The sequence below is a fragment of the Hydrogenophaga pseudoflava NBRC 102511 genome (assembly GCF_001592285.1).
GTDB classification, from domain to species: Bacteria; Pseudomonadota; Gammaproteobacteria; order Burkholderiales; family Burkholderiaceae_C; genus Hydrogenophaga; species Hydrogenophaga pseudoflava.
In genome coordinates, this window is record NZ_BCWQ01000001.1 from 338,788 (window position 1) to 363,866 (window position 25,079).

Genomic DNA, 25,079 nt, shown 5'->3' on the forward strand with positions numbered 1-25,079 from the left:
TTGAGCACAAACGCCGCGCCAGGTTGCCCCGACGCGGCGGTAACGGTCAATCGGCGGGGCGGCCGATCAGCCCTTCTTCACTTCCTTGACTTCGGCGTCGACGATGTCGTCGTCCTTGGCGCTGGACGAGGCACCGGCGCTGGCCTGTTCGGCCCCACCGGCGGCACCCGCCGCGGCGGCGGCTTCGGCCTGCGAGGCGGCGTACACCTTCTCGCCCAGCTTCTGGCTGGCGGTCATCAGGGCCTCGGTCTTGGCTTCGATGGCGGCCTTGTCGTCGCCCTTGGCGGCTTCTTCCAGGGCCTTGATCGCGTCCTCGATGGCGCTCTTTTCAGCGGCTTCGAGCTTGTCGCCGTGTTCGCCCAGGCTCTTCTTGACGCTGTGCACCGAGGCCTCGGCCTGGTTGCGGGCCTGCACCAGTTCGACCTTCTTGTGGTCTTCGGCGGCGTTCAGCTCGGCGTCCTTCACCATCTGCTGGATCTCGGCCTCGGACAGGCCGGAGTTCGCCTTGATGGTGATCTTGTTTTCCTTGCCGGTGCCCTTGTCCTTGGCGCCCACGTGCAGGATGCCGTTGGCGTCGATGTCGAAGGTCACTTCGATCTGTGGCATGCCGCGCGGTGCGCTGGGGATGCCTTCGAGGTTGAATTCGCCCAGCAGCTTGTTGCCGGAAGCGATTTCGCGCTCGCCCTGGAACACCTTGATGGTCACGGCCGGCTGGTTGTCCTCGGCGGTCGAGAAGACCTGCGAGAACTTGGTCGGGATCGTGGTGTTCTTGGCGATCATCTTGGTCATGACGCCGCCCATGGTCTCGATGCCCAGGGAGAGCGGGGTCACGTCCAGCAGCAGCACGTCCTTGCGGTCACCCGAGAGCACCTGGCCCTGGATGGCGGCGCCCACGGCCACGGCTTCGTCGGGGTTCACGTCCTTGCGCGGGTCCTTGCCGAAGAACTCCTTGACCTTCTCCTGCACCTTGGGCATGCGGGTCATGCCGCCGACCAGGATCACGTCGTGGATGTCGCCCACGCTGATGCCGGCGTCCTTGATGGCGGTGCGGCAGGGCGCAATCGTGCGCTCGATCAGCTCTTCCACCAGGGCTTCCAGCTTGGCGCGGGTGAGCTTGATGTTCAGGTGCTTCGGACCCGAGGCGTCGGCCGTGATGTAGGGCAGGTTGATGTCGGTCGCGGCCGAGCTGGACAGCTCGATCTTGGCCTTTTCGGCGGCTTCCTTCAGGCGCTGCAGGGCCAGCACGTCCTTGGACAGGTCGACGCCTTGTTCCTTCTTGAACTCGCCGATGATGAAGTCGATGATGCGCTGGTCGAAGTCTTCGCCGCCCAGGAAGGTGTCGCCGTTGGTGGACAGCACTTCGAACTGCTTTTCACCGTCGACGTCGGCGATCTCGATGATGGACACGTCGAAGGTGCCACCGCCCAGGTCGTACACGGCGATCTTGCGGTCGCCCTTTTCCTGCTTGTCCAGGCCGAAGGCCAGGGCCGCAGCGGTGGGCTCGTTGATGATGCGCTTGACTTCCAGACCGGCGATGCGGCCGGCGTCCTTGGTGGCCTGGCGCTGGGCGTCGTTGAAATAGGCCGGCACGGTGATGACGGCTTCGGTCACGGGCTCGCCCAGGTAGTCCTCGGCGGTCTTCTTCATCTTGCGCAGGATGTCGGCACTGACCTGCTGGGCCGAGATCTTCTTGCCGCGCACTTCCACCCAGGCGTCGCCGTTGTCTGCGGCCACGATGGAGTAGGGCATCAGGTCGATGTCCTTCTGCACTTCCTTCTCGGTGAACTTGCGGCCGATCAGGCGCTTGATGGCGTAGAGCGTGTTCTTGGGGTTGGTCACGGCCTGGCGCTTGGCAGAGGCGCCGACCAGCACTTCACCGTCTTCCTGGTAGGCCACGATCGACGGCGTGGTGCGCGCACCTTCCGAGTTCTCGATCACCTTGGTGGTGTTGCCTTCCATGATGGACACGCAGCTGTTGGTGGTGCCCAGGTCGATGCCGATGATTTTTCCCATGTTCTGCTCCGTTTTCGAAAGTTTGAATAAGTGTGTGGGGTGGGTGTGGACCCGTTGTGGAGGAGATGTGGATAACCGGTGGGCTTTTCAAGTCCTGAGCACCGGTTTTCTTCTCCGTCCGCGGTTCTTTATTTGGGGGCCGCGACCGTGACCAGGGCCGGGCGCAGCACGCGCTCGGCGATCAGGTAGCCCTTCTGCAGCACGGTCACCACGGTGTTGGTGGGCTGGTCGGCCGGCACCAGGCTGATGGCCTGGTGCTGGGTGGGGTCGAACCTGGCGCCGACCTCGGGCGCAATCGCCACCACCTTGTTGCGCTCCAGGGCGCTGCGCAGCTGCCGCAGCGTGGCTTCCGAGCCCTCGCGCATCTGCTCCAGCGTCGCTTCCTGGACGGCCAGACCGGCTTCGAAGCTGTCGAGCACCGGCAGCAGGCCCTCGGCGAAGCTCTCCACCGCGAACTTGCGGGCCTTGGCCATTTCTTCCTCGGCGCGGCGCATGGTGTTCTGGGCTTCGGCCTTGGCGCGCAGGAACTGCTCGGCCAGCTCGGCGTTCTTGGCCTTCAGCTCGGCGACCTCGTTGGTCAGGGCGGCCAGTGCGTCGGCTTCTGCCACCGCGGCGGCGGCCAGGGCTTCCTCGGTGCTCTGCGGGGCATTTTCAGCAGGGTTCTGGGCTTGGGTCATGTCAAAAATTCAAATAAAACAAGGGCGTAGATCGCCGTGTGCATTAGGTGGGGGCGCCGCCGGCCCGTTCAAGAGGTGACGTCCAGAAACACGCGATGGCGGTGAGAATCGGGGCTTTTTGCACGGAACCCTGTCATGAAACTCTTTCGCCATGGCCCGCTGGGCGCCGAGAAACCCGGTCTGATCGATGCCCGCGGCGGGCTGCGCGACCTCTCGGGCGTGGTGCCGGACATCGCCGGCACCGTGCTGGGGCGTGATTCTATGGCCCGGCTGCACGCGCTAGACCCGTCCACGCTGCCGCTGGTGGCCGAGGGCCGGCGCATCGGCGCCTGTGTGGGCGGCGTGGGCAATGTGGTCTGCATCGGCCTGAACTATTCCGACCACGCGGCCGAGTCTGGCATGAAGGTGCCCGGCCAGCCCATCGTGTTCAACAAGCACAACGGCGCCATCAGCGGCCCGGACGACGACATCTGGCTGCCGCCCGGCTCGCAGAAGATGGACTGGGAGGTGGAACTGGGCATCGTGATCGGCGAGCGTGCCTTTCATGTCAGCGAAGCAGACGCGCTGCAGCACGTGGCCGGCTTCTGCCTGGTCAACGATGTCTCGGAGCGCGCCTACCAGACCGAGTACGAGGGCCAGTGGACCAAGGGCAAGAGCTACCCCACGCACTGCCCGGTCGGCCCCTGGCTGGTCACGCCCGACGAACTGGGCGACCCGCAGGACGTGGACCTCTGGCTGGACGTGAACGGTGTGCGCCGCCAGACCGGCAACACCCGGACCATGATCTTCGGCGTGGCCCAGATCGTGAGCTACCTCAGCCGCTTCATGGCGCTGCAGCCGGGCGATGTGATCCCCACCGGCACGCCGCCCGGCGTGGGCATGGGCCAGAAGCCGCCGGTGTTCCTCAAGGTGGGCGATGTGGTGACGCTGGGCGGACGGGGACTGGGCCAGCAGCGGCAGAAGGTCGTGCCGACGCCTTGACCCGGTTTCAGGGGGCGTGCGCGGCGGCCGTTGGGGTGGAAACCGCCATCGCCGCGCGGGCCTGCTGATGGGCCCAGCGGCCGGCGAACTGCTGCACGTCGACCATGCGGCGTGCCAGGTCGGCGCCCTGGTGGGTGAGGCGGTAGCCGTCGCCGGTGTGGTCCACCAGTCGGGCGGCCCGCAGTTCCTTCAGACGGGTGTTGAGCGTGTTGGGGGTGACGCCACCGATGCTGTCCTGGAGCAGGCGGAAGGTCTGCGGATGCCCGTCGCTCAAGGCCCAGATCACACGCATCGCGTAGCGCGACTCGAGCAGGTCGAACAGCTGAATGACCGCCGCATGGTCTTTGGCACTCATGGTTTGTCTCCTGGACCAGCCTTCTGCGTCGAGGCTTGAAACCACTATACGGCGGGCGCTAGCAGTTCGCTAGCTGGAAAGCCAGTCCCACCGGGAAAGCACGCTCGGGATTTACCCGGATTGCATCACCTGGAATAGACGCGCTGAAGCAGCTCCTTGAGCTGGTCCAGCTCCTGCTCCGACAGGCGGCTGGCCACGTCCCGTTCCAGCTTCGTCGCTGTGGCCTGGGCGTCTTTCTGCAGCTTGCGGCCTGTGGGCGAGAGGTGCAGGCCCTGGGCGCGCCGGTCGGTGGGGTGCGGCCGGCGCTCGATCAGGCCGCGCTTGTCCAGGCTCTTGATCATGCCCACGAGGTTGGGCGGCAGGATGTCCAGCGCGGCGCAGATCTGGCGCGAGGTGATGCCGGGGTTGTGGGCGATCAGGGTCAGCACCGAAAAATCCACCGGGCGCAGGCCGTAGGGCGCCATGCGCTGCAGGAACACGCCGATGACCGCCAGCGCGGCGCGCCGGGCGTTGTAGCCCAGCAGGGTTTCGAGGTAGCTGGTGTCGATCCGGCCCTCGCTGTCGGCCACGGGCGTGGCTCGGGCCACGGGTTCGGTGGTCTTGCGTGGGCTGCGCGGGCGGCGCAGGGCGTTGGCGACGGTCGTTTCGGACATGGTTGCAGAGGATACCGGTATCAAGGCCCTGCGCTGGCGGGGCTCAACCCGCCAGGGTGGTCTCCATCATGGCCAGGCGCATGCCGAACTCGGGCCAGACCCAGCGCCAGAAGCCGGTCTGTGCGGTCTGCCAGCGGGCGGTGTCGGCGCCGGTCGTGGCGCCGATGCGGGCCCAGGCCCAGGCCATCAGAAGCAGCGCCACGGCGCGCAGGAAGTCGTCGGCCAGCCAGTGCGGCAGATCGGCCGGCGCATCCTTGGCGGTGGCGCGCGGCAGCAGGCGCTCGCGCAGGAAGGTCGCGAAGCCGTCGATCTGTGCCTTGGTGCGGAGCGCCTGCTCGTCGCCGCCCAGGTCGGCGGACAGCTCGCCCAGCAGGGTCAGCAGCGCGGCGCCGCCGTCGGGCAGGGTCTTGCGCAGCAGCAGGTCGATGGCCTGGATCTCGTTCGTGCCCTCGTAGATCATGGCCACGCGCGAGTCGCGCACGATCTGCTCGATGCCCCATTCGCGCACGAAGCCGTGGCCACCGAAGACCTGCAGGCAGGCGCTGGCGCCGTGGAAGGCCTGGTCGGTCCAGGCGGCCTTGAGCACCGGCGTGACCAGCGCGCACCAGCGGCCGGCGGCCTCGCGGCGCGCGGCGTCGCCGTGGTGCTTGAGGATGTCCAGCTCGACCGCTGTGCGGTAGGCGACCACGCGGCCGGCGTCGATCCAGGCGCGCTGCGCGTCCAGGATGCGGCGCATGGCCGGGTGCTGCTCGATCAGATCGGCTTCGCCGGCTTTCGCGCTGCCGCCCGGCGCGCGCATCTGGCGCCGCTCCTTCGAGTACGCGTCGGCTTTCTGCCAGGCGGCTTCCAGCAGGCCGATGCCCTGCAGGCCCACGTGCAGGCGCGCGGCGTTCATCATCACGAACATCGCGTTCAGGCCCTTGCCCGGTTCGCCGACGATCCAGCCCGGCGCCTCGTCAAAGCGCATCACGCAGGTCGGGCTGCCGTGCAGGCCCATCTTCTCTTCGATGCGCTCGCACACCGCGGCGCTTCGGGTGCCGTCTTCGTAGAACTTCGGCACCAGGAACAGCGACAGGCCCTTGGGGCCGGGCGGCGCATCGGGCAGGCGCGCGAGCACCAGGTGCACGATGTTGTCGCTCAGGTCGTGCTCGCCGCCGGAGATGAAGATCTTGGTGCCGCTGAGCGCGTAGCGGCCGTCGGGCAGCGGCACGGCCTTGGTTCGGCACAGGCCCAGGTCCGATCCGGCGTGCGGCTCGGTCAGGCACATGGTGGCCAGCCATTCGCCGGTGGCGACTTTCTCCAGATAGCGCGCCTTGAGCTCGTCGGACGCGTGGTGCTTGATGCACTCGTAGGCGCCGTGCAGCAGGCCGGGCGCCATGGTCCAGCCGTGGTTGGCGGCGCTGAGCATCTCGTAGAGCATGGCCTCCAGCACCGTCGGCAGACCCTGGCCGCCGTCTTCGGTGGCGCAGGCGAGGGCGGGCCAGCCGGCCTGCCAGAAGGCCTGGTAGGCGTCGCGGAAACCCGGCGGCATGGTGACGGCGCCGTCCCTGAATTGCGCGCCGATCTCGTCGCCGTCGCGGTTGAGCGGGGCCACCACCTCGGCCACGAACTTGCCCGATTCCTCCAGCACCTGCTGCATCAGGTCGGTATCGGCCTCGGCGTGCGCGGGCAACGCCTGCAGCTGTTGCGGGGCCTGCAGAACGGACTGCAGGACGAAGGCCATGTCGGCGGTGGCGGGCTGGAAGTGGTTCACGGTGAGCAGAAGCGGAGAGAGGGGAAAACGTCAGCGGCCGCTGGTGGCGTCCTGGGTCTTGTCGGGCGATCCTTCGAGACCGGCCAGCAGCGCCTTGTTGCTGCCGGGAATGACCATCTGGAACTTGTTGTCGACCACGGTGTAGTCGTAGTAGCCCATGCGCGCGATGGGCTGGATCTTGAGCACGTCGACCAGGCCGTTGCCGTCGATGCAGTCGTCGTCGATGTGGATGCCGACCACGCGGCCGAACACCACGTCCACCGTGCCCATGGGCGGGCGGCCGGGAAAGCGCACGGTGTTGAGGTACTCGCACTCGAACTGGATCGGCGAGCCCTTGATGCGCTTGGGCTTCACAAGACGGCTGTCCAGCTTCTCCAGCCCGGCGCGCTGGAACTCATCGACACCCGGTGGCAGCTCCTCGGCACTGATGTTGACCGCCTCGCGCAGCGCATAGGTCGCCATGTTCCAGACGAACTGGCCCATCTGCTCGGCGTTGCGCACCGAGTCCTTGCGCTCGCCCTGCGTGCTCTGGTTGGCGCTGAACATGACGATGGGCGGGTCGAAGGTCACGTTCTGGAACTGGCTGTAGGGCGCGAGGTTGTCGCGGCCCTGCGCGTCCACCGTGGAGATCCAGCCAATGGGGCGCGGGACCACGCAGGACTTGAACGGGTCGTGTGGCAGGCCGTGGGGGGTCTTGCCTGGTTCGTAATACATGGCGGAGCTCCGTTCGGTGGACGTGTGGGGGATCAGCGGCAGGCGAAGCTGGACGCGTCTTCCATGCTGCCGCTGCCCTTGTAGGTCGCGACCGTGGGGTAGGCGCACAGCGGTCGGCTGCGGTTGGGCGCCCAGCTGGCGGGCAGCTCGCTGTTGGCGCCGCCGGGGTTGCCGGCGCCACGCGCGGTGGCCTTCACGGCCTGCGGGGCTTCGCCCTGCTCGACCCACTTCACCAGCGGCGAGAGCAGGTCGAACTGGTCGGTGGACGGGCCGCCGCTGCAGTGCGCCATGCCCGGCACCGGGAAGAAGCGGGCGAAGCTGTTGGCCTTGCCGCCCAGCGCCTGGTCCAGGCGCAGCAGCCACTGGCGCGTGTCCTCTGCGGAGAAGATCGCATCGGCCACGCCGTGGTAGACGATCATCTTCGCGCCACGGTCCTTGAGCTTGGCCAGGTTCACCGGGTTCTCGTGGCCGGGCGGCGTCATCAGCGACAGGCCGGATTCGCGGTAGACCTCGCTGGTGGCGCTGAACATCGGCAGGCGCGCGCTGATGTCGACCTTGAGCGGGTCGAACATGCCCGGCGGCACGCTGAACACGGTGCCGACCGACAGCGGGTCCAGCGCCACCGAGTTGGCGAACTTCCAGGTGCCCCAGTTGTCACCGGCCAGGCCCGGGTCGAACGGGAAGGCCGAGTAGATGGCCTGGCCCGAGCCGGTGCGGCCACCGGCGAACACGCTGGCGACCACGTCCTTCTGCGCCGCGCTCAGGCACTGCCCGTTGCGATCCCCGGTGCAGGTGGCCACGTCGGTCTTGAGGTTGAAGGCCGCCTGGCAGGCCTGCATGGCCTGGACCATGCCGTCCCTGGCTCCGTCCAGTGCGTCGCACTTGCCCAGGATGGCGTCGGCCACCAGCTGGCGTTCGGCCTTGGTGAAGGCGCCGCTCAGGTCCGGGATCTTGGCATTGGGGTTGAGCGGGTGCTGGGTGGTCGCGCCGGGCACCGCCAGCGGCGCCCACTGCTGCGCGCCCCAGAGCTGGGCCAGCGCGGCGTTGGGCAGGCGGTAGCCGGGCGCGCCGACCAGGTAACCGTCGTAGGCCTGGCCGCGCGCGGCCTCGACCATGGCGTGGCGCCCGCCGTTGGAGCAGCCGCCCAGGTAGGAGCGGTCCGGGCCCTTGCCGTAAGCCGCGGCGATCAGCGCCTTGGCCATCGGGGTGAGCTTGGCCACCGCCTGGTAGCCGTAGTCCAGCCGCGACTGGGCTTCGAGGCCGAAGTAGGGCGTCTGCGGGCCGGTGTGACCGGCGTCGGAGCTGATGACGGCAAAGCCCTGCATCAGCGCGCCGGTCAGCGGTCCGCCGCCCAGTGCACCGTCGGCCGTCTTCACTGCACCATCCAGGCCACCGTTGCCCTGGTAGTAGAAGCGGCCGTTCCAGGCTTTGGGCAGGCGCATCTCGAAGCCGATGGCGTAGTCGCGGCCGTCGCTGCCTTTGCGTTTGTGCATCGCGCCCTTGACCAGACAGTGTTCGGCCACGGGCTGGCCAGCCAGCATGAGGCCACCCGCGGCCACGGACTCGGCGGAATCGATGTGCGTCTGCTCGAACCGGAACTGGCCGGTCAGCGTCGCACACTGGTTCAGGCTGGCCCCCATGGCGGGTGCCAGCGGCGCTGGCGATGCGCCAGGCGGGGTGGTGCCGCAGGCGGCAACGAGCAGACCCAGTCCCAGCGGCAAGGGCAGCAGTTGCAGGCGGCGCAGAGTGTGGTTCATCGGAGTCTCCTTGGGGGTGGTTGGGATCAGGGGCGCTTTCTCGCGGTGCCAAGGTAGGTTTCGATCACGCGGGGGTCGCTGGCCAGCTCCATGGCAGGCCCTTGTGCGCTGAGTTCGCCCATCTCCAGCACATACCCGTGGTCGGCCACCTGCAGTGCGGCGCGTGCGTTCTGTTCCACCAGCACGATGGTCACGCCGGTCTGGCGCAGCCGCTCGATGATGGAAAAGATCTCGCGCACGATGAGCGGCGCCAGGCCCAGGCTGGGCTCGTCGAGCATCAGCAGGTCGGGGCCGGACATCAGGGCGCGTCCCACGGCCAGCATCTGGCGTTCACCGCCCGAGAGCGTGCCGGCCAGTTGCAGCCGGCGCTCCTGCAGGCGCGGGAAGATGGCATAGACGTCGTCGAGCCGGCTGCGCCATTTCGCGTTGCCCTGGCGCATCTGGCGAAAGCCGCCGAGCAGCAGGTTGTCTTCCACCGGCATGGTGCCGAAGAGTTCGCGCTTCTCGGGCACCAGCGCCATGCCGCTCATCACGCGCTCTTCGAGCGTGAGGGTGGTGATGTCCTGGCCACGGAACAGGATCGAGCCCTGACCGGGCAGGATGCCCATGAGCGTGTTGAGCAGGGTGGACTTGCCCGCGCCGTTGGGACCGATGACGGTGATCACGCCGCCCGGCTGGGCCTCGATGTCGATGCCGTGCAGCACCTCGGCGCGGCCGTAGCCGGCGCGCAGTCCCTTGACTTGAAGAATCGGGTTGCTCATTTAGTGTTCCGTTCCCAGATAGGCCGCGCGCACCTTCGGGTCTTGCTGTACCTGTTCGGGCGGTCCTTGCGTGAGCAGCGTGCCGAACTCCATCACCACCAGGTGGTCGCAGATCTGCATCACCAGATCCATGTCGTGCTCCACCAGCAGGATGCTCATGCCTTCGCCCTTGAGCTGGCGCAGCACGTCGGCCAGGGCCTGCTTCTCCTTGTGGCGCAGGCCGGCGGCGGGCTCGTCGAGCAGCAGCAGCGTCGGATCGGCGCACAAGGCCCGTGCGATTTCCATCAACCGTTGCGGACCCATGGCCAGGTTGCCGGCCTGTTCGTGCAGGTACTCGCCCATGCCGATGCGCTCGAGCTGGCGCTGCGCCTCGCGGAACAGTTGCCGCTCCTCGGCGCGGTTGGTGCGCAGCATGGCGGGCAGCACGCCCTTGCGGCCCCGCGTGTGCGCACCCAGTGCCACGTTCTCCAGCACGGTCATGTCCGGAATCATCTTGACGTGCTGGAACGTGCGCGCCATGCCCAGCTGTGCGATGTCGCGCGAGGGCGTGCCGATGACGTTGCGGCCCTGGAAACGCACCTCGCCGCTGGTGGCGGGCAACACGCCGGTGATGAGGTTGAACGTGGTGGACTTGCCCGCACCGTTGGGGCCGATCAGCCCGACGATCTGGCCGGCGTGGATCTGGAAGCTGATGTCGTTCACCGCGACCAGGCCACCGAACTGCATGCGCGCCTTCTGCACGTCCAGAACCAGTTCTCCATTGGCGGGCTTGGCGCGTTCGGGCAGCGCGGCCGCGTTCTGCCAGTCCACCTTGCGCGGTTTGGCCGGCATGTGCTTGCCCACCATCGACCACAGGCCGTCGGGCAGGTACTTGAGCATCACCACCAGCGCCACGCCGAAGACGATCACCTCGTAGCTGCCGCTGGTGCCCATCAGCTTGGGCAGCAACACCTGCAGCTGGTCTTCCAGGACACGGATGAGGCCGGCGCCGACGATCGCACCCCAGACGTGGCCCACGCCACCGATCACCGCCATGAACAGGTACTCGATGCCCATCTTCAGGCCGAAGGCCGAGGGGTTCACCGTGCGCTGGAAGTGCGCCAGCAGCCAGCCGGCCACCGAGGCAAACAGTGCGGCCAGCACGAAGATGGTCACCTTGTAGCGGAAGGTGCTGATGCCCATGGCCTCGGCCATCTGCGAGCCGCTCTTGAGCGAGCGGATCGCGCGGCCGGCGCGCGAGTCGAGCAGGTGCAGCAGCGCGGCGGCGAAGGCCAGCAGGATGAACCAGGTCAGCACGAAGAACGCACGCCCCTGGCCGATGTCGAACCCCGCCACCGACAGGCTCTGGATGCCCAGCAGGCCGTCGTACTTGCCCAGTGCGTCGAGGTTGCCCATGAGGTAGTACAGCGACAGGCCCCAGGCGATGGTGGCCAGCGGCAGGTAGTGGCCCGACATGCGCAGCGTGATCAGACCGACGATCAGCGCACTGCCGGCGGTGAGGGCCAGGCCGATGAAGAGCGTGATCCAGGGCGACATGCCCAGGTTGAGCGTGAGCCAGGCCGTGGTGTAGGCCCCGATGCCGACGAAGGCCGCCTGACCGAAGGAGGTGAGCCCGCCCACGCCGGTCAGCAGGACCAGGCCGAGCACCGTCATGCTGTACATGCCGATCATGTTGAGCTGGGTGATCCAGAAGTCGGGCAGCGGGAGCAGGGCGATCACGGGAATCGCCAGAGCCAGGATCAGCAGGCCGAGATGTTGGTGTTTGGGCATGTCAGTGGTCCTCGTCGGAGTGCTTGCTGCGCAAGGACCTGACAAGCAGGACAGGGAGAATCAAGGTGAACACGATCACTTCCTTGAAGGCGCTGGCCCAGAACGAACCGAAGGACTCGATCACGCCCACGCCCATCGCCGCGATGAGGGCGCCGGGGTAGCTCGAGAGGCCGGCCGCGACGGCGGCCACGAAGCCCTTGAGGCCGATCAGGAAACCCGAGTCGTAGAACACGGTGGTGGTCGGGCCGATCAGCAGGCCCGAGAGCGCGCCGATGAAGGCCGCCATGGTCATCGTGAGCTGGCCCGACGCCTGGGACGAGATGCCCATGAGCCGTGCGCCCGTTCGGTTCACTGCGATGGCACGCAAGGCCTTGCCGCGCAGCGAGCGTTCGAAGTAGAGCCAGAGCATGGCGATGAGGGCCACCGTGGCTGCAAACGTGATGATGGTCTGGCCCGACAGCATCACGGGGCCGATGGTGTAGCGCTCATCCCAGAAGGCCGGATTCCGGAAACCTTCCGCACCGAAGAACACCAGTCCCAGGCCGGTCATGGCGAAGTGCACACCGACCGAGACGATCAACAGCACCAGCGGCGTGGAGCTCTCCAGCGACTGGTAGGCCACACGGTAGATCAGCGGGCCATAGACTGTCACCACGGCCACGCTGAGCGCGGCCTGCACCCACAGCGGGAACTGCTGCGGCGCGGCCCAGATGGCCACGACGGAGACCACGACGGGCAACACGAGCATGCGTCCCGCGGCCTTCAGCGCGGGCCATGTGCCGCGCTGCTGGCGCCAGCATTCGGTCAGATCCATCAGCGCGGCGAGACCGGCGAGCAGCAGCAGCAGCCAGACCGTGCCGGGCACCTTGCCGGTCTGGAAGATGGCCAGGGTGAGCGCGCCGTACGCGACAAACTCACCTTGGGGAATGAAGATGATCCGGGTGACGGTGAACACCAGGACGATGGCCAGGCCCAGCAGCGCGTACACGGCGCCGTTGGTGAGGCCATCCAGCGCCAGGATGCTGGCGATAGAGAAATCCATAGGAAGCCTTAGCGAGAAAAGGGGCGCGTCCAAGAAGAACCTCGAACGCAGGCGCGCCGAAACCAGGTGTCGCTCCCCCTCCCGCCGGAGGCGGGAGGGGGAGGCGTTCCGAATCACTCCACCTTGAACTTGCCGTCCACCACCTTGAGCATCACGCCGGTCTCGTTGGTGTAGCCCCAGTGGTCGCTCTTGGTCCAGTTCATCACGCCGTGCGCGAACACGGTGCGGCCCATGGTTTCAAGCGCGTCGCGCAGACCGGCACGGAACTCCGGCGTGCCGGGCTTGCCGCTCTTGAGCGCCAGCGGCACGGCCTTGTTCAGGGCAATGGCCGCGTCGTAGCTGTGGCCGGCGAACTGGTTGCGCGTGCCGGGGCCCATCAGCTTCTCGTAGTTGGTGACGAAGTCCACCGCCAGCTTCTTGGAAGGATGGCTGTCAGGCAGCTGCTCCGCGATGACGGCCGGGCCGGACACGACGAAAGAGCCTTCGACGTCCTTGCCACCGATGCGCACCAGGTCGGGCGTGGCGGCCGCGTGCGTCTGGTAGATCTTGCCCTTGTAGCCGCGCTCGATGACCGCCTTGTGCGGCATCGCGGCGCCCGAACCCGAAGCCACCACCAGGATCGCATCGGGGTTGGCCGAGCTGAGCTTGAGCGCTTGCGGCGTCACGCTGGTGTCGGTGCGGGCGAAGCGCTCGGTGGCCACCACTTTCATGCCGGCCTTCTCGGCCAGCGGCGTGAGTGCCTTGAGCCACAGCTCGCCGTAGGCGTCGGTGTAGCCCAGGAAGCCGATCGTCTTGATGTTCTGCTTCTTCATGTGCTCGACCATGGCGTGGGCCATCACGTCGTTGCCCTGCGGCAGGCGGAACATCCACTGATCGGCGCCGGGCGGCACGCCCACGGGCGACGCGGCCAGCTGGACCGTCTTGGCTTCCGTGGCGACCGGGGTCATGGCGGCAGCCACAGGGGTCAGGCAGGAGCCGATGATCAGGTCGACCTTGTCTTCGGTCACGAAACGGCGTGCGTTGGCCGCACCTTTGCCCGGGTCGCTGGCGTCGTCCAGGATGATCAGGTTGACTTTCTCGCCCGCGATGGTGGTGGGGAACAGCTTGAACTGGTTCTGCATCGGAATGCCCAGGCCGGAGCCCGGTCCGGTGAGCGAGAGGCTCACGCCGATGTTGATGTCGGCCAGCGCCGCGGTGCTGCTGAGGGCTGCAATGGCCACGGCTACGAGGGTCTTGACGGTTTTCACTGGATGTCTCCTTCTTGGGGTGGTGGTGGAAAAACTCAGGGGGAAACGGGTGGGTTCAGCTGCACAGGGCCCTGATGTCTGCAGGCACGGGAATCGCCTTGATGCGGTCGGGCGTCTCCGGCGGGCGTATCACGAAGGCGCGTGTTTCCGTGCCCTCGCACAGCACGTCATCGCCCCGTTTCACCACGTGCCGGTGGATGAACACCTTGTCGCGCCATTCGATGACGCTGGTTTGCACCTGCAGCCGCTCGCCGTAGGTAGCGGGCTTCATGAACTTGGTGTGGATCTCCAGCAGCGGCGTGCCGATGATGCCGGTGGTCTTGACCAGCTCGCGCCAGGGCGGCACGCCGCATTGCACGAAGAAGTTCAGCGACGAGGCGTCCATCCATTTGCTGAAGTTGGGGAAGAAGACGATGCCGGCGGGATCGCAGTCGCCGAACATCACCTCCACCTCGTAGACAACGGTCTTGCTCATGGTGGTCTGTTCAGCGCGGGGCCATGCGCAGGGCGCCGTCCAGGCGGATCACCTCGCCGTTGAGGTGGCCGTTGCTGACGATGTGTGCAGCCAGCTGGGCGAACTCCTCGGGCTTGCCCAGACGTTGCGGGAACGGGATGCTCTTGGCCAGGGATTCCTGCACCGGCTCGGGCAGTTCCTTGAGCAGCGGTGTGGCGAACAGGCCGGGTGCGATGGTGCAGACGCGGATGCCGTGCTGCGCCAGGTCGCGCGCCATCGGCAGCGTCATGCCGGCCACGCCGGCCTTGGACGCGCTGTAGGCCTGCTGGCCCACCTGGCCGTCGAAGGCGGCGACGCTGGCGGTGAAGACCATCACGCCGCGCTCGCCGTCTTCCATCGGCTCCAGCTTGGCGCAGGCGGCGGCGAACAGGCGGGCCGCGTTGTAGGTGCCGATCAGGTTGACGTTGATCACGCGGGCGAAGTCGGCCAGCGGCGCGGCGTTGCCGTCCTTGCCGACCACGCGCTTGGCACTGCCGATGCCGGCAATCTGCATCAGGATGCGCGCCGGGCCGTGGGCCGCGGCGGCGGCCTCGACAGCGGCCTGCATGCTGTCCGGGTCCGACACGTTGCATTGCACCGCCACGCCGCCGATGTCCTTGGCGACGCGCTGGGCGTTCTCGAGGTTGAGGTCGAGCACCGCGACCCTGGCGCCCAGGCGGGCCAGTTCACGCGCCGTGGCTTCGCCGAGGCCGGAACCCCCACCGGTGACGAGGGCCGCTTGTCCTTGGATGTTCATGTCAGTGTCCTTCCGGGTTCTCAATGAGGAGGGCAATGCCTTGGCCACCGCCCACGCAGGCGCTGGAGATGCCGTACTTCTTGCCGCTGCGCTGCAGCTCGCGCGCCAGGGTCAGCGTCAGGCGCACGCCGGTCGCGGCCAGCGGGTGACCCAGGGCGATGGCGCCGCCGTTGACGTTGAGCCTGTCGATGTCCATGCCCAGTTCCTTCGCGACCGCGAGGGTCTGCGCGCCCTGGGCTTCGTTGACCTCGAAGCGCGCGATGTCGTCGAGCTTCAGGCCGGTGCGCTCCAGCAGCAGGCGGATGGCGGGGGCCGGGCCGATGCCCATGATCTCGGGCGGCACGCCCACGGCGGCCGCGGCGACCACGCGCGCCAGGGGCTTGCGGCCTTGCGCCTTCGCATAAGCGCCCGAGCTCACCACGCAGGCCGCGGCCGCGTCGACCAGGGCCGAGCTGTTGCCGCCGGTCTGCACGCCGTTCTCGAACACCGGCTTGAGCCTGGCCAGCACATCGACCGGCGACAGGCGCGGGTGGGTGTCGGTCGACACCTCGGTCAGCTTGCCCTGCAGGCGAATGCCGCGCGCCTTGTAGCCCTCGATCTCGAACTTCTCGCTGACCACGGGCACGATCTCGCCGGCCAGGAACCCGCTCTCCTGCGCGGCCACGGCCTTGGCAAAGGACGAGGAGGCGAACACGTCGACTTCCTCGCGGGTGATGCCGTATTTCTTCGCCAGGTTCTCGGCGGTCTGGATCATGTTGATGCCGGCCGCCGGGTCCTTCAGCGCCTCCCACATGTAGTCCTTGAACCCCACCGGCGAACCGAGCTTGAAGCCGGTGCGGTGGTCGAAGGCGGCGATGGGGTTGCGCGTCATGCTTTCGGTGCCGACCACCAGCGCCACGTCGGCGGCGCCACCCTGGATGTGTTCACCCGCCTGGCGGAACAGCTCGAAGCCGGTGCCGCAGATGCGCTGCGCCATGATCGCCGGCACCTCGACCGGCACGCCAGCGTACAGCCCGATGTGGCGCGGCAGGAAGAACTGGTCGAAGTCGCCGGGCGCCATGTTGCCGGTGACCACCGAGCCGATCTCGCTGGGCGCGACGCCGGCGCGGGCCAGCGCCGCGCGCGCGGCCTTGATGCCTAGGTCGGTCGGCGAGATGTGGCCGAGCGCGCCGCAGTAGTCCACCATCGGCGTGCGCACGCCGTCGAGGATCACCACATCGGCGAACGCGTTGAAGAAGCCTTTGCTGGCCATCGGAAGCTCCTCAGATCGACGGCTTGATGATGTAGCGCAGGCCGTCGCTGTGCAGCTTGGCCACCGTGTCGGCGCGGTGCGTCAGCACGGCGCGCTGGTTGATCGAACCCTTGTCGGTGATCTCGCCACGGTCGATGGTGGGCGGGTCGGCCAGCAGGCACAGGCGCGCGATGCGGTTGGCCGAGCCGGTGGCGTTGCGCGCCAGTTCGTCCACGATTTTCTGGAACTGGGCGAGCACGCCGGGGGTGTCGAGCACATCGTGCAGCGACGCGTCGGCCGGCAGGTCCGAGAGCTGGCGCACGGCCGGGGTCGGGAACACCATGGCGCCCACCTCCTTCATGTTCAGACCGGTCAGCACCACGTCCTGGATGTAGGGCGCGCCGGCCGCGATGATCTTGCCGCGCAGCGGTCCCACGCTGACGAAGGTGCCGGTGGCGAGCTTGAAGTCCTCGGCGATGCGGCCGTCGAACTTCAGGCCCTGGTGCACATCGGTCTCGTCGATCCACTTGACCGCGTCGCCGGTCTTGAAGAAGCCTTCCTCGTCGAAGGCCTCGGCGGTTTCCTCGGGCTGGCGCCAGTAGCCGGGTGTGATGTTCGGGCCTTTGTAGCGGACCTCGGTCTTGCCCTGCATGTCGACCAGCTTGAGTTCCAGGCCCGGCGTCGGCAGGCCCAGGTCGCCGGCGTTCACGTTGGGGCTGGTGACAAAGATGCCGAAAGGACCGGACTCGGTCATGCCCAGGCCGGTGCCCATGACGATGCGCTCGCCCACCTCGCGCTCGGCGCTCTCGAACAGGCTGTCCCAGATCGGCTGGGCCAGCGCGGCGCCGGCGTAGAAAAACATGTTGACCTTGGCCAGCAGGGTTTTGCGCAGCAGGTCGTCGGTCTTCATCGCGTTGGCAATCGCTTCGAAACCGGTCGGCACGTTGAAGTAGACCGTGGGCGAGATCTCGCGCAGGTTGCGCAGGGTCTCGTGCATCAGCGCGGGCGTGGGCTTGCCGTCGTCGATGTAGAGCGTGCCGCCGTGGTAGATCACCATGCCGAAGTTGTGGTTGCCGCCGAAGGTGTGGTTCCAGGGCAGCCAGTCCACCAGCACCAGCGGCTTCTCGGCCAGCACCGGCATCGAGGCCGCCATCTGCGCCTGGTTCGCGCACCACAGACGCTGCGTGTTGATGACCGCCTTGGGCATCTTGGTCGAGCCCGAGGTGAACAGGAACTTGGCGATGGTGTCGGGGCCGGTGGCGGCCATCGCGGCGTCGACCGCGGGTGTCGGCTCGGTGGCCATCAGGGCGGCGAAAGAGGTCGTGTCGCGGCCCGGCACCGTGCCGTTCGTGCAGACCAGTTCCACGTCCTCGGCCACGGTGGCGAGCATGGCGCGGCTGTAGCGCAGCGCGTCGCTGGCGAACACCATCCCCGGCGTGAGCGTCTTGATGACGTGCTTGAGCTTGTCGTAGTCCTGGCTGATCAGCGAGTAGGCCGGCGAGGTCGGGCAGTAGGCGACGCCGGCGTAGAGGCAGCCCAGCGCGAGCAGCGCGTGTTCGAGGTCGTTCTCGCTGAGGATCAGCACCGGGCGCTCGGCCGAGAGGCCGCGGTTGAGCAGGCCCTGGCCGATGCGGCGCGCGGCGTCCAGCGCCTGCGCGAAGCTGATGTGCTTCCAGTCGCCGCTGCTGCCGTCGGCGTTCTTCACGCGGCGCGCAAACAGGGTCTGGTCCGGGCGCTCCTTCGCCCAGTGCACCAGCCGGTCGGTCAGGCGCTCGGGGTAGGGGCCCAGGTCCTGATCGGCGCGCAGGTAGTGCACGCCGGTCTCGCCGTCGCGCACGGTGGCGCGGGTCACGCCGAACTTCAGGGGGCGGTATTTCGCTGTGCTCACGTAGTCTCCTCGGGTCTTCTGTGCGGCGTCTGTTCGGTCAGTCGGCTTTCTTGACTTTTGCCGCCTTGCCTTCGAGGAAAGCGCGCACGCGCTCCTTGGCTTCCGGCGCCGACTGCGCAATGGATGCCATCAGCGCTTCGGTGAACAGGCCATGGTCGGCCGGCTGTTCGGCAATGCGGGGCAGGGCGTGCATGAGCGCGAAATTGGTCATGCGCGCGTTGGTGGCGATGCGCGTCGCCAGCTCGATGGCCTTCTCGCGCGCTGTGCCGCCGGGCACCAGGTACTGCGACAGGCCCACGCGCTCGCCATCGGCGGCGTTGTAGACGCGGCCGGTGAGCATCATGTCGGTCATGCGGGCGGCCCCGATCAGCTTGGGCACGCGCACCGCGCCACCGCCGCCGACAAAGATGCCGCGCGTGCCTTCGGGCAGGGCATAGAAGGTGGTCTCGTCGGCCACGCGGATGTGGCAGGCGCTGGCCAGCTCCAGGCCACCACCCACCACCGCACCGTGAAGGGCGGCGATGACAGGCACGGTGCCCTTCTCGACGCATTCCAGCGCGGCATGCCACATGCGCGAATGGAACACGCCTTCGGCGGCGTCGCGCTCGCTGAGTTCCGACAGGTCCAGGCCGGCGCAGAAGTGTTCGCCCTCGCCATCGACCACGGCCGCGCGCACACTGGCGGGCAGGTTCTGGAAGGCGTCGCGGATGGCCAGGATGAGGCCGTCGTTCAGCGCGTTGCGCTTGGCGGGCCTGTTCATGGTGACGATGGCGATTTCCTGTTGCTCGCCGTGCAGCTGCACGCTCAGGTCGGGGTGTTGGAACGTCATGATGGTGAGGATTTCTGCGCTTGTTGAGTGTTGAAATTATTGTTATAAACAATAACCAAATCAAGCGAGACATCCTCCAATCTCATCAGTACTTACCCTAGTGAGGAAACAGCATGGACCACCAGAACCTGATCGCCATCGACATCCACACCCACGCCGAAGTGAGCTGCTGGAACCCGTTCGACAACTACGGCGAGGAGTACGACCGCGCCGCCGACAAGTACTTCGGCAGCAACCGCCGACCGACCATCGAAGAGACGGTGGCCTACTACCGCGAACGCAAGATCGGCCTGGTGATGTTCACCGTGGACAGCGAGTCCAAGCTGGGCCGCCGGCGCATTCCGAACGAGGAGATCGCCAAGGCCGCGCGCGACAACAGCGACATGATGATCGCCTTCGCCAGCATCGACCCGCACAAGGGCAAGATGGGGGCGCGCGAGGCCGAGCGCCTGATCAAGGAAGAGGGCATCAAGGGCTTCAAGTTCCACCCCACGGTGCAGGGCTACCACCCCTACGACAAGATGGCCTGGCCGATCTACGAGGTGATCAACGCCCACAAGCTGCCCGCCATCTTCCACACCGGGCACAGCGGCATCGGATCGGGCATGCGCTGCGGCGGCGGGCTGCGGCTGGAGTACAGCAACCCCATGCACTTGGACGACGTGGCGATCGACTTCCCCGACATGCAGATCGTCATGGCGCACCCCAGCTTCCCCTGGCAGGACGAGGCGCTGTCGGTGGCCACGCACAAGCCCAACGTCTGGATCGACCTCTCGGGCTGGAGCCCGAAGTACTTCCCCAAGCAGCTGGTGCAGTACGCCAACACGCTGCTCAAGGACCGCATCCTGTTCGGCAGCGACTACCCGCTGATCACACCCGAGCGCTGGATGAAGGACTTCGAGGTCGCGGGCTTCAAGCCCGAGGTGATGCCCGGCATCCTCAAGGGCAATGCCGTGCGCCTGCTCGGGCTGGCCTGACCGGGGCGGTCAGTCGCCCCAGACTTCCCGGGCGGTTTCCACCACCAGCGCGAGCTTTCTGCGCTGGTCTTCCACGGCGATGTTGTTGCCGTGCACGGTGGACGAGAAGCCGCACTGCGGGCTCAGCGCCAGCTGGTCCAGCGGTGCGTACTGCGCGGCCTCGGCGATGCGGCGCTTGAGGTCGTCCTTGCTTTCCAGCTGCCCGAACTTGGTGGTGACCAGGCCCAGCACCACGGTCTTGCCGGGCTTGAGGAAACGCAGCGGCCGGAAGTCGCCCGAGCGGTCGTCGTCGTATTCCATGAAATAGGCGTCCAGGTGCATCTCCGAGAGCAGGGCTTCGGCCACCGGTTCGTAGTTGCCGGCCGCCGCGTGGGTGCTCTTGAAGTTGCCGCGGCACAGGTGCATGCACAGCGTCATGCCGGCCGGCTTGCGCGCCACCACCTTGTTGATGAAGGCGGCGTAGCGGTGCGGCAGCTCGTTGGGGTCGTCGCCGCGCTGGCGCGCCGCCTCGCGCATCTTCTCGTCGCAGAGGTAGGCCATGTTGGTGTCGTCCATCTGCACATAGGTGCAGCCCGCGTCGGCCAGGCTCTGCAGCTCGTCGCCGTAGGCCTTGGCCACGTCGTCGTAGAACACCGGGTCCAGTTCGGGGTAGGCCTCCTTGCTGATGCCGGCGCGGCCGCCGCGGAAGTGCAGCATGGTGGGCGAGGGGATGGTGACCTTGGGCACCAGGCCGCTGATGCCCAGCGCCTCCACCTGCGACTTGAGGTACTGGAAGTCGGCCAGCTGGATGTTCTTGGCGTGGCGCACCTTGTCGATCACGCGGATCACCGGCGGCGCCAGTTCCTCGGTGCCGTCGGGCCGCACGATGGTGACCGGGATGTCGGTCTTCACGCCGCCGAGCTGCTCCAGGAAGTCGATGTGGAAATAGGTGCGGCGGAACTCGCCGTCGGTGATCGACTTCAGGCCCACGTCGGCCTGGAACTTCACGATCTCGGTGATGGCCTTGTCCTCCACGGCGCGCAACTGCTCGGCCGTGATCGACTTCTTGTTGAAGAACTGGTCGCGCGCTTCCAGCAGGTAGGCCGGGCGCAGGAAGGAGCCGACGTGGTCGGCACGGAACGGGATGCGGGTGCTCATGGTGTCTCCGTGTGGTGGTTGCCAGCGGCATCGTAGCCAACACAACGGCGTTCTGACTGGATACAGAGACTCATGGATTTCCCTGATATCGGGTTCTCTCTGAGGGAAATTTCAGGGTTTCTGTATACATTGGGTATCCATGAACACGGTCCAGGACCTTCAAGCCGATGCAGCGCTCGCCTCCACACCCAGCGGGTCGTCCGAGACTGCCCAGGTGCGCGCGCTGCTGCAACTGCGCGAGCTGATCCTCTCGGGCGAACTGCCCGGTGGCACCCGCATCGCGGAGCTGGCCATCGTCGAGCGGCTGGGCATGTCGCGCACCCCGATCCGAGCCGCGCTGGTGCGTCTGGAGCAGGAGGGCCTGCTCGAAGCCCTGCCCAGTGGCGGCTATGTGGTGCAGAGTTTTTCCGAGCGCGACGTGGCCGACGCCATCGAACTGCGCGGCACGCTCGAAGGCCTGCTGGCCCGGCTGGCGGCCGAACGCGGCGCGCCCCTGGTGGTGCTGGCCGAGGCGCGCCAGTGCCTGGACCGCATCGACGCGCTGCTGACCGCGCCCAAGCTCGACGACGAGGCGTTCTCGGCCTACGTCGCGCTCAACAGCCACTTTCACGCGCTGCTCTACGAACTGGCGGACAGCCCCACCATCACGCGCCAGCTGGAGCGCGCCGCCAGCCTGCCGTTCGCCTCGCCCTCGGGTTTCGTGCTGCTGCAGGCGCAGTCCACGCGGGCGCGCGACATGCTCATCGTCGCGCAGGACCAGCACCGGCAGGTGCTGGACGCGATCGAGCAGCGCGAGGGCGCGCGCGCCGAGTCCATCATGCGCGAGCACTCGCGGCTGGCGCGCCGCAACCTGGTCGAGGTGCTGGCCGCGCACCCCTCCGAACCTCTGACCGGCAACATGCCGGCGATCCGCATGATCCGGCGCCGCCGCTGAGTCCATCCATCCCGTTTTTCAACCCAAGGAGACACCCATGAAGCTCATTCCCCGTCGCACCGCCCTGGCCACGCTCGGCGCGGTGGCTGCCCTGGCGACGGCCGGGACCGCGATGGCCCAGACCGTGACGCTGCGCCTGCACCAGATGCTGCCGCCTCAGGCCACCATTCCCGCCCGTGCCATCGTTCCCTGGGCGCAGAAGGTCGAGGCCGAGTCCGGCGGCAAGATCAAGGTGCAGCTGTTCCACGCCATGCAGCTGGGTGGCGCGCCGCCGCAGCTGTTCGACCAGGCCAAGGACGGTGTGGTCGACCTCACCTGGACGGTGCTGGGCTACACGCCGGGGCGCTTTCCCAAGACCGAGGTGTTCGAACTGCCGTTCATGAGCAGCTCGGCCGAGGCTTCGTCCAAGGCCATCCAGGAATACGTCGAGAAGTTCGCCGCCGACGAGTTCAAGGACGTCAAGCTGATTGCCGTGCACACCCACGGCCCCGGCCTGTTCCACACCAAGCAGCCGGTGGTGGGCCTGGAGTCGCTGCGCGGCATGAAGATCCGCGGTGGTTCGCGCATCATCAACAACATGCTGACGAAGCTGGGCGCCACGCCGGTGGGCATGCCGGTGCCGGCGGTGACCGAAGCCCTGTCCAAGGGCGTGATCGACGGCACCACCATTCCCTGGGAAGTGACGCCCTCGCTGAAGGTCACGGAGCTGGTGAAGAACCACACCACCTTCGCCGGCAAGGAAGGCCTGTACACGCAGACCTTTGCCTTCTCGATGAACAAGGCGTCCTACGAGAAGCTGCCGCCGGACCTGAAGAAGGTGATCGACAACAACTCGGGCCAGGTGGCCGCGGCGCTGTTCGGCAAGGCCATGGACGACGGCGACAAGGCCGGGCGCGAGATCGCGGTCAAGGCCGGCAACAAGATCACCGAGCTGGAGCTGGCCGAGGTGCAGCGCTGGAAGCGCACCGCCTCGACGGTGGAGACCGACTGGGTCAACGAGGTGAAGGCCAAGGGCATCGACGGCGCCAAGCTGGCGTCCGAGGCGCGTGCGCTGATCGCCAAGTACAACAAGTAAACCGCCCGATCAGTGATCAGACGAGGGGCTGCCGGCTAAGGTCGGCAGCCCTTTTCTGTTGGGGGGAATCGCATCAAACGACTTGGTCGGGTCGGTGGACCTTTGCTCCCGGATGGCCCATCTCTGCGCGCAGCACGGTGCCGCTGGTGGATTCGGTGCAGTACAGCGTCTGGCGCTCCGGCCCGCCGAAGGCCAGGTTGGTGAGCGAGGCGCCGGTCTCGGCGCGCAGCACCTGCATCGGCTCGGCGCGGTGGTTGAGCACCCACACATAGGCCAGGCCCGGGTTGGCCACCAGCAGCTGGCCGGCGCTGTCCATGGCCAGGCCGTCCGGGCCGCTGGGGCCGTAGGACGTGAAGAACTGCCCGGCCTTGGACACGCCACCGTCGGCCAGCAGCGGCATGCGCCAGACGCAGTTGCCGCGCGTGGCCGCGACGAACAGGAATTTCTCGTCCAGCGACAGCACGATGCCGTTGGGGCTGGGCACGTTGGCCAGCAGCAGGTCCAGCCGGCCGCCGGGGCTGAGCCGGTAGACGCGGCCCGTGGGGTCGTGCAGGCCGGTCTGGCCCTGGTCGGTGAAATACAGGTTGCCCTGTGAGTCGAACGTGAGGTCGTTCAGGCCCTTGAAGCTCTCGGTGTTGCGCCGGCCCAGGTAGGGCCGCACCGCGCCGCTGCGGCTGTCCACCACCATCAGGCCGTTGCGGTAGTCGGTCACCAGCAGCTCGGTGGCGTTCAGGAACTTCATGCCGTTGGGCTCGCCGTCCCACTGCGCCACCAGCTCCCACCCGCCCTGCGGGTCGATGCGGAACACGTGGCCGAACGGGATGTCGGTCACGTAGAGGTTGCCTGCGTCGTCGAACACCGGGCCCTCCAGAAAACAATCGACCTCGCGCCCGCCCATGTTGGCGTCGCTCCAGACCGTGCGCTGGCGCTGGCGGAAGCGCGCGGGCAGGGTGGTGAACACGTCCAGCGTGCGGACTTCGGGTGGGGTGAGCAGGAACATGGCGGGCCTCAGGCGGTGGGCGATGCCCGCACCTTACTGCTTCTCGAACGCGGTGTTGGCCACCACCTTGCCCCAGCCGTCGGTGCTGTCCTTGAGCAGCTTCGCGAACTCGTCCGCGCCCGCGTGGCGCGGCTCGGCGCCCATGCCTTGCGCGAACTGCTTCATGTCGTCCGACGCCATGGCGGTGGCGATCTCCTTCTGCAGGCGCTGCACCACCTCGGCCGGCGTGCTCTTGGGCGCCCACAGACCGGTCCAGTTGACCACGCCGCGCCATGGGACACCGGCCTGGTGGAAGGTCGGCACATCGGGCAGGGCGGCCAGTCGCTGGTCGCCGCTGACGGCCAGCAGGCGCAGCTTGCCGCCCTTGACGTTGCCCATCAGCCCGGTGGTGGACGCGATCTGGAAGTCGATGGTCTGGGACAGCAGGCCGGCCGTGGCTTCGCCCGCACCCTTGTAGGGGATGTGCATGAAGTTCACGCCGCTGGCAATGCCCAGGGCCTCGCTCGCGAAGTGCGGCGTGGTGCCCGGGCCGCCGGTGCCGTAGGTGACGGTGTTGGGCGCGGCCTTGGCCTGCTCGGTCAGATCGGCCAGGGTCTTGTACTTCGAGCCAGCGTTGACCGCCAGGCCCATGGGTGCGAACACATAGGCGCTCACCGGCACCAGCTGCGTGGCGTGGTCGAAGGGCAGCTTCTTGAAGATGTGCGGCAGCAGCGAGTAGGTGGTGTCGTTGGCCAGCAGGGTGTGGCCGTCGGGCTGGGCCTGGGCCACGAGGTTGGCGCCGATGGTGCCGGTCGCGCCGGGCTTGTTTTCCACGATGAAGCTCTGCCCGGTCTGCTCGGTCAGCTTCTGCGCCATCTTGCGCGTGACCACGTCCACAGCGCCGCCGGGCGCGTAGGGCACGACGATCTTGACGATCTTCGACGGCCAGATGGACTGGGCCTGGGCGGTGCCGGCCAGCAGGCCGAAGGCGGCGAGGGCGGTGGTCGAGAGCAGCGCGCGGCGTGCATTGAATGTGTTCATGAATGTCTCCGTTGT

General features: G+C 67.4%; 23 protein-coding genes. 4 read left to right on the forward strand and 19 right to left on the reverse strand.

Going from position 1 to position 25,079, the window contains the following annotated elements; all coding sequences use genetic code 11:
* Positions 1-66: 66 nt before the first annotated feature.
* Both dnaK and grpE read right to left on the reverse strand, forming a co-directional pair.
* Entirely contained in the window at positions 67-2,013 is a 1,947-nt protein-coding gene (gene dnaK / locus HPS01S_RS01675; protein ID WP_066150268.1) for a molecular chaperone DnaK, read from the reverse strand.
* 128 nt (positions 2,014-2,141) lie between these two features.
* Positions 2,142-2,690, reverse strand: coding sequence for a nucleotide exchange factor GrpE (gene grpE / locus HPS01S_RS01680; protein WP_066150271.1), 549 nt, complete (start codon positions 2,688-2,690; stop codon positions 2,142-2,144).
* Positions 2,691-2,825: 135 nt separating this feature from the next.
* Here grpE and HPS01S_RS01685 point away from each other — a divergent pair, with 135 nt between their 5' ends.
* Positions 2,826-3,671, forward strand: a complete 846-nt coding sequence (locus HPS01S_RS01685; protein ID WP_066150274.1) for a fumarylacetoacetate hydrolase family protein — start codon at positions 2,826-2,828, stop codon at positions 3,669-3,671.
* A gap of 7 nt (positions 3,672-3,678) precedes the next feature.
* On the opposite strand, the gene HPS01S_RS01690 is transcribed toward HPS01S_RS01685, so the two are convergent.
* The 14 genes from HPS01S_RS01690 to HPS01S_RS01755 all read right to left on the reverse strand — a co-directional run bounded on the left by HPS01S_RS01690 (position 3,679) and on the right by HPS01S_RS01755 (position 18,921).
* Entirely contained in the window at positions 3,679-4,026 is a 348-nt protein-coding gene (locus HPS01S_RS01690; RefSeq protein ID WP_066150278.1) for a winged helix-turn-helix transcriptional regulator, read from the reverse strand.
* Between the two features lie 125 nt (positions 4,027-4,151).
* Positions 4,152-4,679 carry a MarR family winged helix-turn-helix transcriptional regulator gene (locus HPS01S_RS01695; RefSeq protein ID WP_084396942.1) on the reverse strand — a complete coding sequence of 176 codons (528 nt, stop codon included), beginning with the start codon at positions 4,677-4,679 and terminating at the stop codon, positions 4,152-4,154.
* Positions 4,680-4,722: 43 nt separating this feature from the next.
* Positions 4,723-6,402 carry an acyl-CoA dehydrogenase family protein gene (locus tag HPS01S_RS01700; RefSeq protein ID WP_066150916.1) on the reverse strand — a complete coding sequence of 560 codons (1,680 nt, stop codon included), beginning with the start codon at positions 6,400-6,402 and terminating at the stop codon, positions 4,723-4,725.
* A gap of 60 nt (positions 6,403-6,462) precedes the next feature.
* A complete protein-coding gene (locus HPS01S_RS01705) occupies positions 6,463-7,146 on the reverse strand; it encodes a flavin reductase family protein (RefSeq protein WP_066150281.1) in 684 nt (227 codons plus the stop codon).
* A 32-nt stretch (positions 7,147-7,178) separates the two neighbouring features.
* Complete coding sequence (locus HPS01S_RS01710) at positions 7,179-8,903, reverse strand: tannase/feruloyl esterase family alpha/beta hydrolase (RefSeq protein ID WP_066150284.1); 1,725 nt, start codon at positions 8,901-8,903, stop codon at positions 7,179-7,181.
* A gap of 26 nt (positions 8,904-8,929) precedes the next feature.
* Positions 8,930-9,664 (reverse strand): ABC transporter ATP-binding protein, encoded by a 735-nt coding sequence (locus HPS01S_RS01715; RefSeq protein ID WP_066150287.1) that lies wholly within the window; start codon positions 9,662-9,664, stop codon positions 8,930-8,932.
* Positions 9,665-11,434 (reverse strand): branched-chain amino acid ABC transporter ATP-binding protein/permease, encoded by a 1,770-nt coding sequence (locus HPS01S_RS01720; protein ID WP_066150290.1) that lies wholly within the window; start codon positions 11,432-11,434, stop codon positions 9,665-9,667. It abuts the gene before it with no gap.
* Between the two features lies 1 nt (position 11,435).
* Positions 11,436-12,476 (reverse strand): branched-chain amino acid ABC transporter permease, encoded by a 1,041-nt coding sequence (locus HPS01S_RS01725; protein WP_066150293.1) that lies wholly within the window; start codon positions 12,474-12,476, stop codon positions 11,436-11,438.
* Between the two features lie 113 nt (positions 12,477-12,589).
* Positions 12,590-13,723, reverse strand: a complete 1,134-nt coding sequence (locus HPS01S_RS01730) for an ABC transporter substrate-binding protein (protein WP_066150296.1) — start codon at positions 13,721-13,723, stop codon at positions 12,590-12,592.
* A gap of 55 nt (positions 13,724-13,778) precedes the next feature.
* Positions 13,779-14,198, reverse strand: a complete 420-nt coding sequence (locus HPS01S_RS01735) for an acyl-CoA thioesterase (RefSeq protein ID WP_066150299.1) — start codon at positions 14,196-14,198, stop codon at positions 13,779-13,781.
* Between the two features lie 10 nt (positions 14,199-14,208).
* Complete coding sequence (locus HPS01S_RS01740) at positions 14,209-14,973, reverse strand: SDR family NAD(P)-dependent oxidoreductase (RefSeq protein ID WP_066150303.1); 765 nt, start codon at positions 14,971-14,973, stop codon at positions 14,209-14,211.
* Between the two features lies 1 nt (position 14,974).
* A complete protein-coding gene (locus HPS01S_RS01745; protein ID WP_066150305.1) occupies positions 14,975-16,225 on the reverse strand; it encodes a thiolase family protein in 1,251 nt (416 codons plus the stop codon).
* 10 nt (positions 16,226-16,235) lie between these two features.
* Positions 16,236-18,092: a feruloyl-CoA synthase gene (locus HPS01S_RS01750; RefSeq protein ID WP_066150307.1), complete on the reverse strand. Its 1,857-nt coding sequence runs from the start codon at positions 18,090-18,092 to the stop codon at positions 16,236-16,238.
* 37 nt (positions 18,093-18,129) lie between these two features.
* On the reverse strand, positions 18,130-18,921 hold the full coding sequence (locus tag HPS01S_RS01755; protein ID WP_066150310.1) for a crotonase/enoyl-CoA hydratase family protein: 792 nt from the start codon (positions 18,919-18,921) through the stop codon (positions 18,130-18,132).
* Between the two features lie 113 nt (positions 18,922-19,034).
* Here HPS01S_RS01755 and HPS01S_RS01760 point away from each other — a divergent pair, with 113 nt between their 5' ends.
* Positions 19,035-19,898 (forward strand): amidohydrolase family protein, encoded by an 864-nt coding sequence (locus HPS01S_RS01760; RefSeq protein ID WP_066150313.1) that lies wholly within the window; start codon positions 19,035-19,037, stop codon positions 19,896-19,898.
* Positions 19,899-19,907: 9 nt separating this feature from the next.
* On the opposite strand, the gene HPS01S_RS01765 is transcribed toward HPS01S_RS01760, so the two are convergent.
* Positions 19,908-21,035, reverse strand: coding sequence for a 5-methyltetrahydropteroyltriglutamate--homocysteine S-methyltransferase (locus HPS01S_RS01765; protein WP_066150315.1), 1,128 nt, complete (start codon positions 21,033-21,035; stop codon positions 19,908-19,910).
* 139 nt (positions 21,036-21,174) lie between these two features.
* Here HPS01S_RS01765 and HPS01S_RS01770 point away from each other — a divergent pair, with 139 nt between their 5' ends.
* Both HPS01S_RS01770 and HPS01S_RS01775 read left to right on the forward strand, forming a co-directional pair.
* Positions 21,175-21,969: a GntR family transcriptional regulator gene (locus HPS01S_RS01770; RefSeq protein ID WP_066150318.1), complete on the forward strand. Its 795-nt coding sequence runs from the start codon at positions 21,175-21,177 to the stop codon at positions 21,967-21,969.
* Between the two features lie 37 nt (positions 21,970-22,006).
* Complete coding sequence (locus HPS01S_RS01775) at positions 22,007-23,044, forward strand: TRAP transporter substrate-binding protein (protein ID WP_066150321.1); 1,038 nt, start codon at positions 22,007-22,009, stop codon at positions 23,042-23,044.
* A gap of 73 nt (positions 23,045-23,117) precedes the next feature.
* Here the strand turns inward: HPS01S_RS01775 and HPS01S_RS01780 are convergent, their stop codons facing one another.
* Both HPS01S_RS01780 and HPS01S_RS01785 read right to left on the reverse strand, forming a co-directional pair.
* Positions 23,118-24,044 carry an SMP-30/gluconolactonase/LRE family protein gene (locus HPS01S_RS01780; protein ID WP_066150324.1) on the reverse strand — a complete coding sequence of 309 codons (927 nt, stop codon included), beginning with the start codon at positions 24,042-24,044 and terminating at the stop codon, positions 23,118-23,120.
* A gap of 33 nt (positions 24,045-24,077) precedes the next feature.
* The gene (locus HPS01S_RS01785; protein ID WP_066150326.1) at positions 24,078-25,064 is read right to left on the reverse strand and encodes a Bug family tripartite tricarboxylate transporter substrate binding protein; all 987 of its coding nucleotides are present in this window, start codon (positions 25,062-25,064) and stop codon (positions 24,078-24,080) included.
* Between the last annotated feature and the right edge of the window lie 15 nt (positions 25,065-25,079).

Coding starts and splice junctions, on each gene's coding strand:
- HPS01S_RS01685 (WP_066150274.1), top strand. CDS start 2,826: ATGAAACTCTTTCGCCATGGCCCGCTGGGCGCCGAGAAACCCGGTCTG.
- HPS01S_RS01735 (WP_066150299.1), bottom strand. CDS start 14,198: ATGAGCAAGACCGTTGTCTACGAGGTGGAGGTGATGTTCGGCGACTGC.
- HPS01S_RS01770 (WP_066150318.1), top strand. CDS start 21,175: ATGAACACGGTCCAGGACCTTCAAGCCGATGCAGCGCTCGCCTCCACA.
- HPS01S_RS01740 (WP_066150303.1), bottom strand. CDS start 14,973: ATGAACATCCAAGGACAAGCGGCCCTCGTCACCGGTGGGGGTTCCGGC.
- HPS01S_RS01700 (WP_066150916.1), bottom strand. CDS start 6,402: ATGGCCTTCGTCCTGCAGTCCGTTCTGCAGGCCCCGCAACAGCTGCAG.
- HPS01S_RS01695 (WP_084396942.1), bottom strand. CDS start 4,679: ATGTCCGAAACGACCGTCGCCAACGCCCTGCGCCGCCCGCGCAGCCCA.
- HPS01S_RS01720 (WP_066150290.1), bottom strand. CDS start 11,434: ATGCCCAAACACCAACATCTCGGCCTGCTGATCCTGGCTCTGGCGATT.
- HPS01S_RS01755 (WP_066150310.1), bottom strand. CDS start 18,921: ATGACGTTCCAACACCCCGACCTGAGCGTGCAGCTGCACGGCGAGCAA.
- HPS01S_RS01705 (WP_066150281.1), bottom strand. CDS start 7,146: ATGTATTACGAACCAGGCAAGACCCCCCACGGCCTGCCACACGACCCG.
- HPS01S_RS01745 (WP_066150305.1), bottom strand. CDS start 16,225: ATGGCCAGCAAAGGCTTCTTCAACGCGTTCGCCGATGTGGTGATCCTC.
- HPS01S_RS01765 (WP_066150315.1), bottom strand. CDS start 21,035: ATGAGCACCCGCATCCCGTTCCGTGCCGACCACGTCGGCTCCTTCCTG.
- HPS01S_RS01715 (WP_066150287.1), bottom strand. CDS start 9,664: ATGAGCAACCCGATTCTTCAAGTCAAGGGACTGCGCGCCGGCTACGGC.
- dnaK (WP_066150268.1), bottom strand. CDS start 2,013: ATGGGAAAAATCATCGGCATCGACCTGGGCACCACCAACAGCTGCGTG.
- grpE (WP_066150271.1), bottom strand. CDS start 2,690: ATGACCCAAGCCCAGAACCCTGCTGAAAATGCCCCGCAGAGCACCGAG.
- HPS01S_RS01760 (WP_066150313.1), top strand. CDS start 19,035: ATGGACCACCAGAACCTGATCGCCATCGACATCCACACCCACGCCGAA.
- HPS01S_RS01775 (WP_066150321.1), top strand. CDS start 22,007: ATGAAGCTCATTCCCCGTCGCACCGCCCTGGCCACGCTCGGCGCGGTG.
- HPS01S_RS01780 (WP_066150324.1), bottom strand. CDS start 24,044: ATGTTCCTGCTCACCCCACCCGAAGTCCGCACGCTGGACGTGTTCACC.
- HPS01S_RS01690 (WP_066150278.1), bottom strand. CDS start 4,026: ATGAGTGCCAAAGACCATGCGGCGGTCATTCAGCTGTTCGACCTGCTC.
- HPS01S_RS01725 (WP_066150293.1), bottom strand. CDS start 12,476: ATGGATTTCTCTATCGCCAGCATCCTGGCGCTGGATGGCCTCACCAAC.
- HPS01S_RS01710 (WP_066150284.1), bottom strand. CDS start 8,903: ATGAACCACACTCTGCGCCGCCTGCAACTGCTGCCCTTGCCGCTGGGA.
- HPS01S_RS01785 (WP_066150326.1), bottom strand. CDS start 25,064: ATGAACACATTCAATGCACGCCGCGCGCTGCTCTCGACCACCGCCCTC.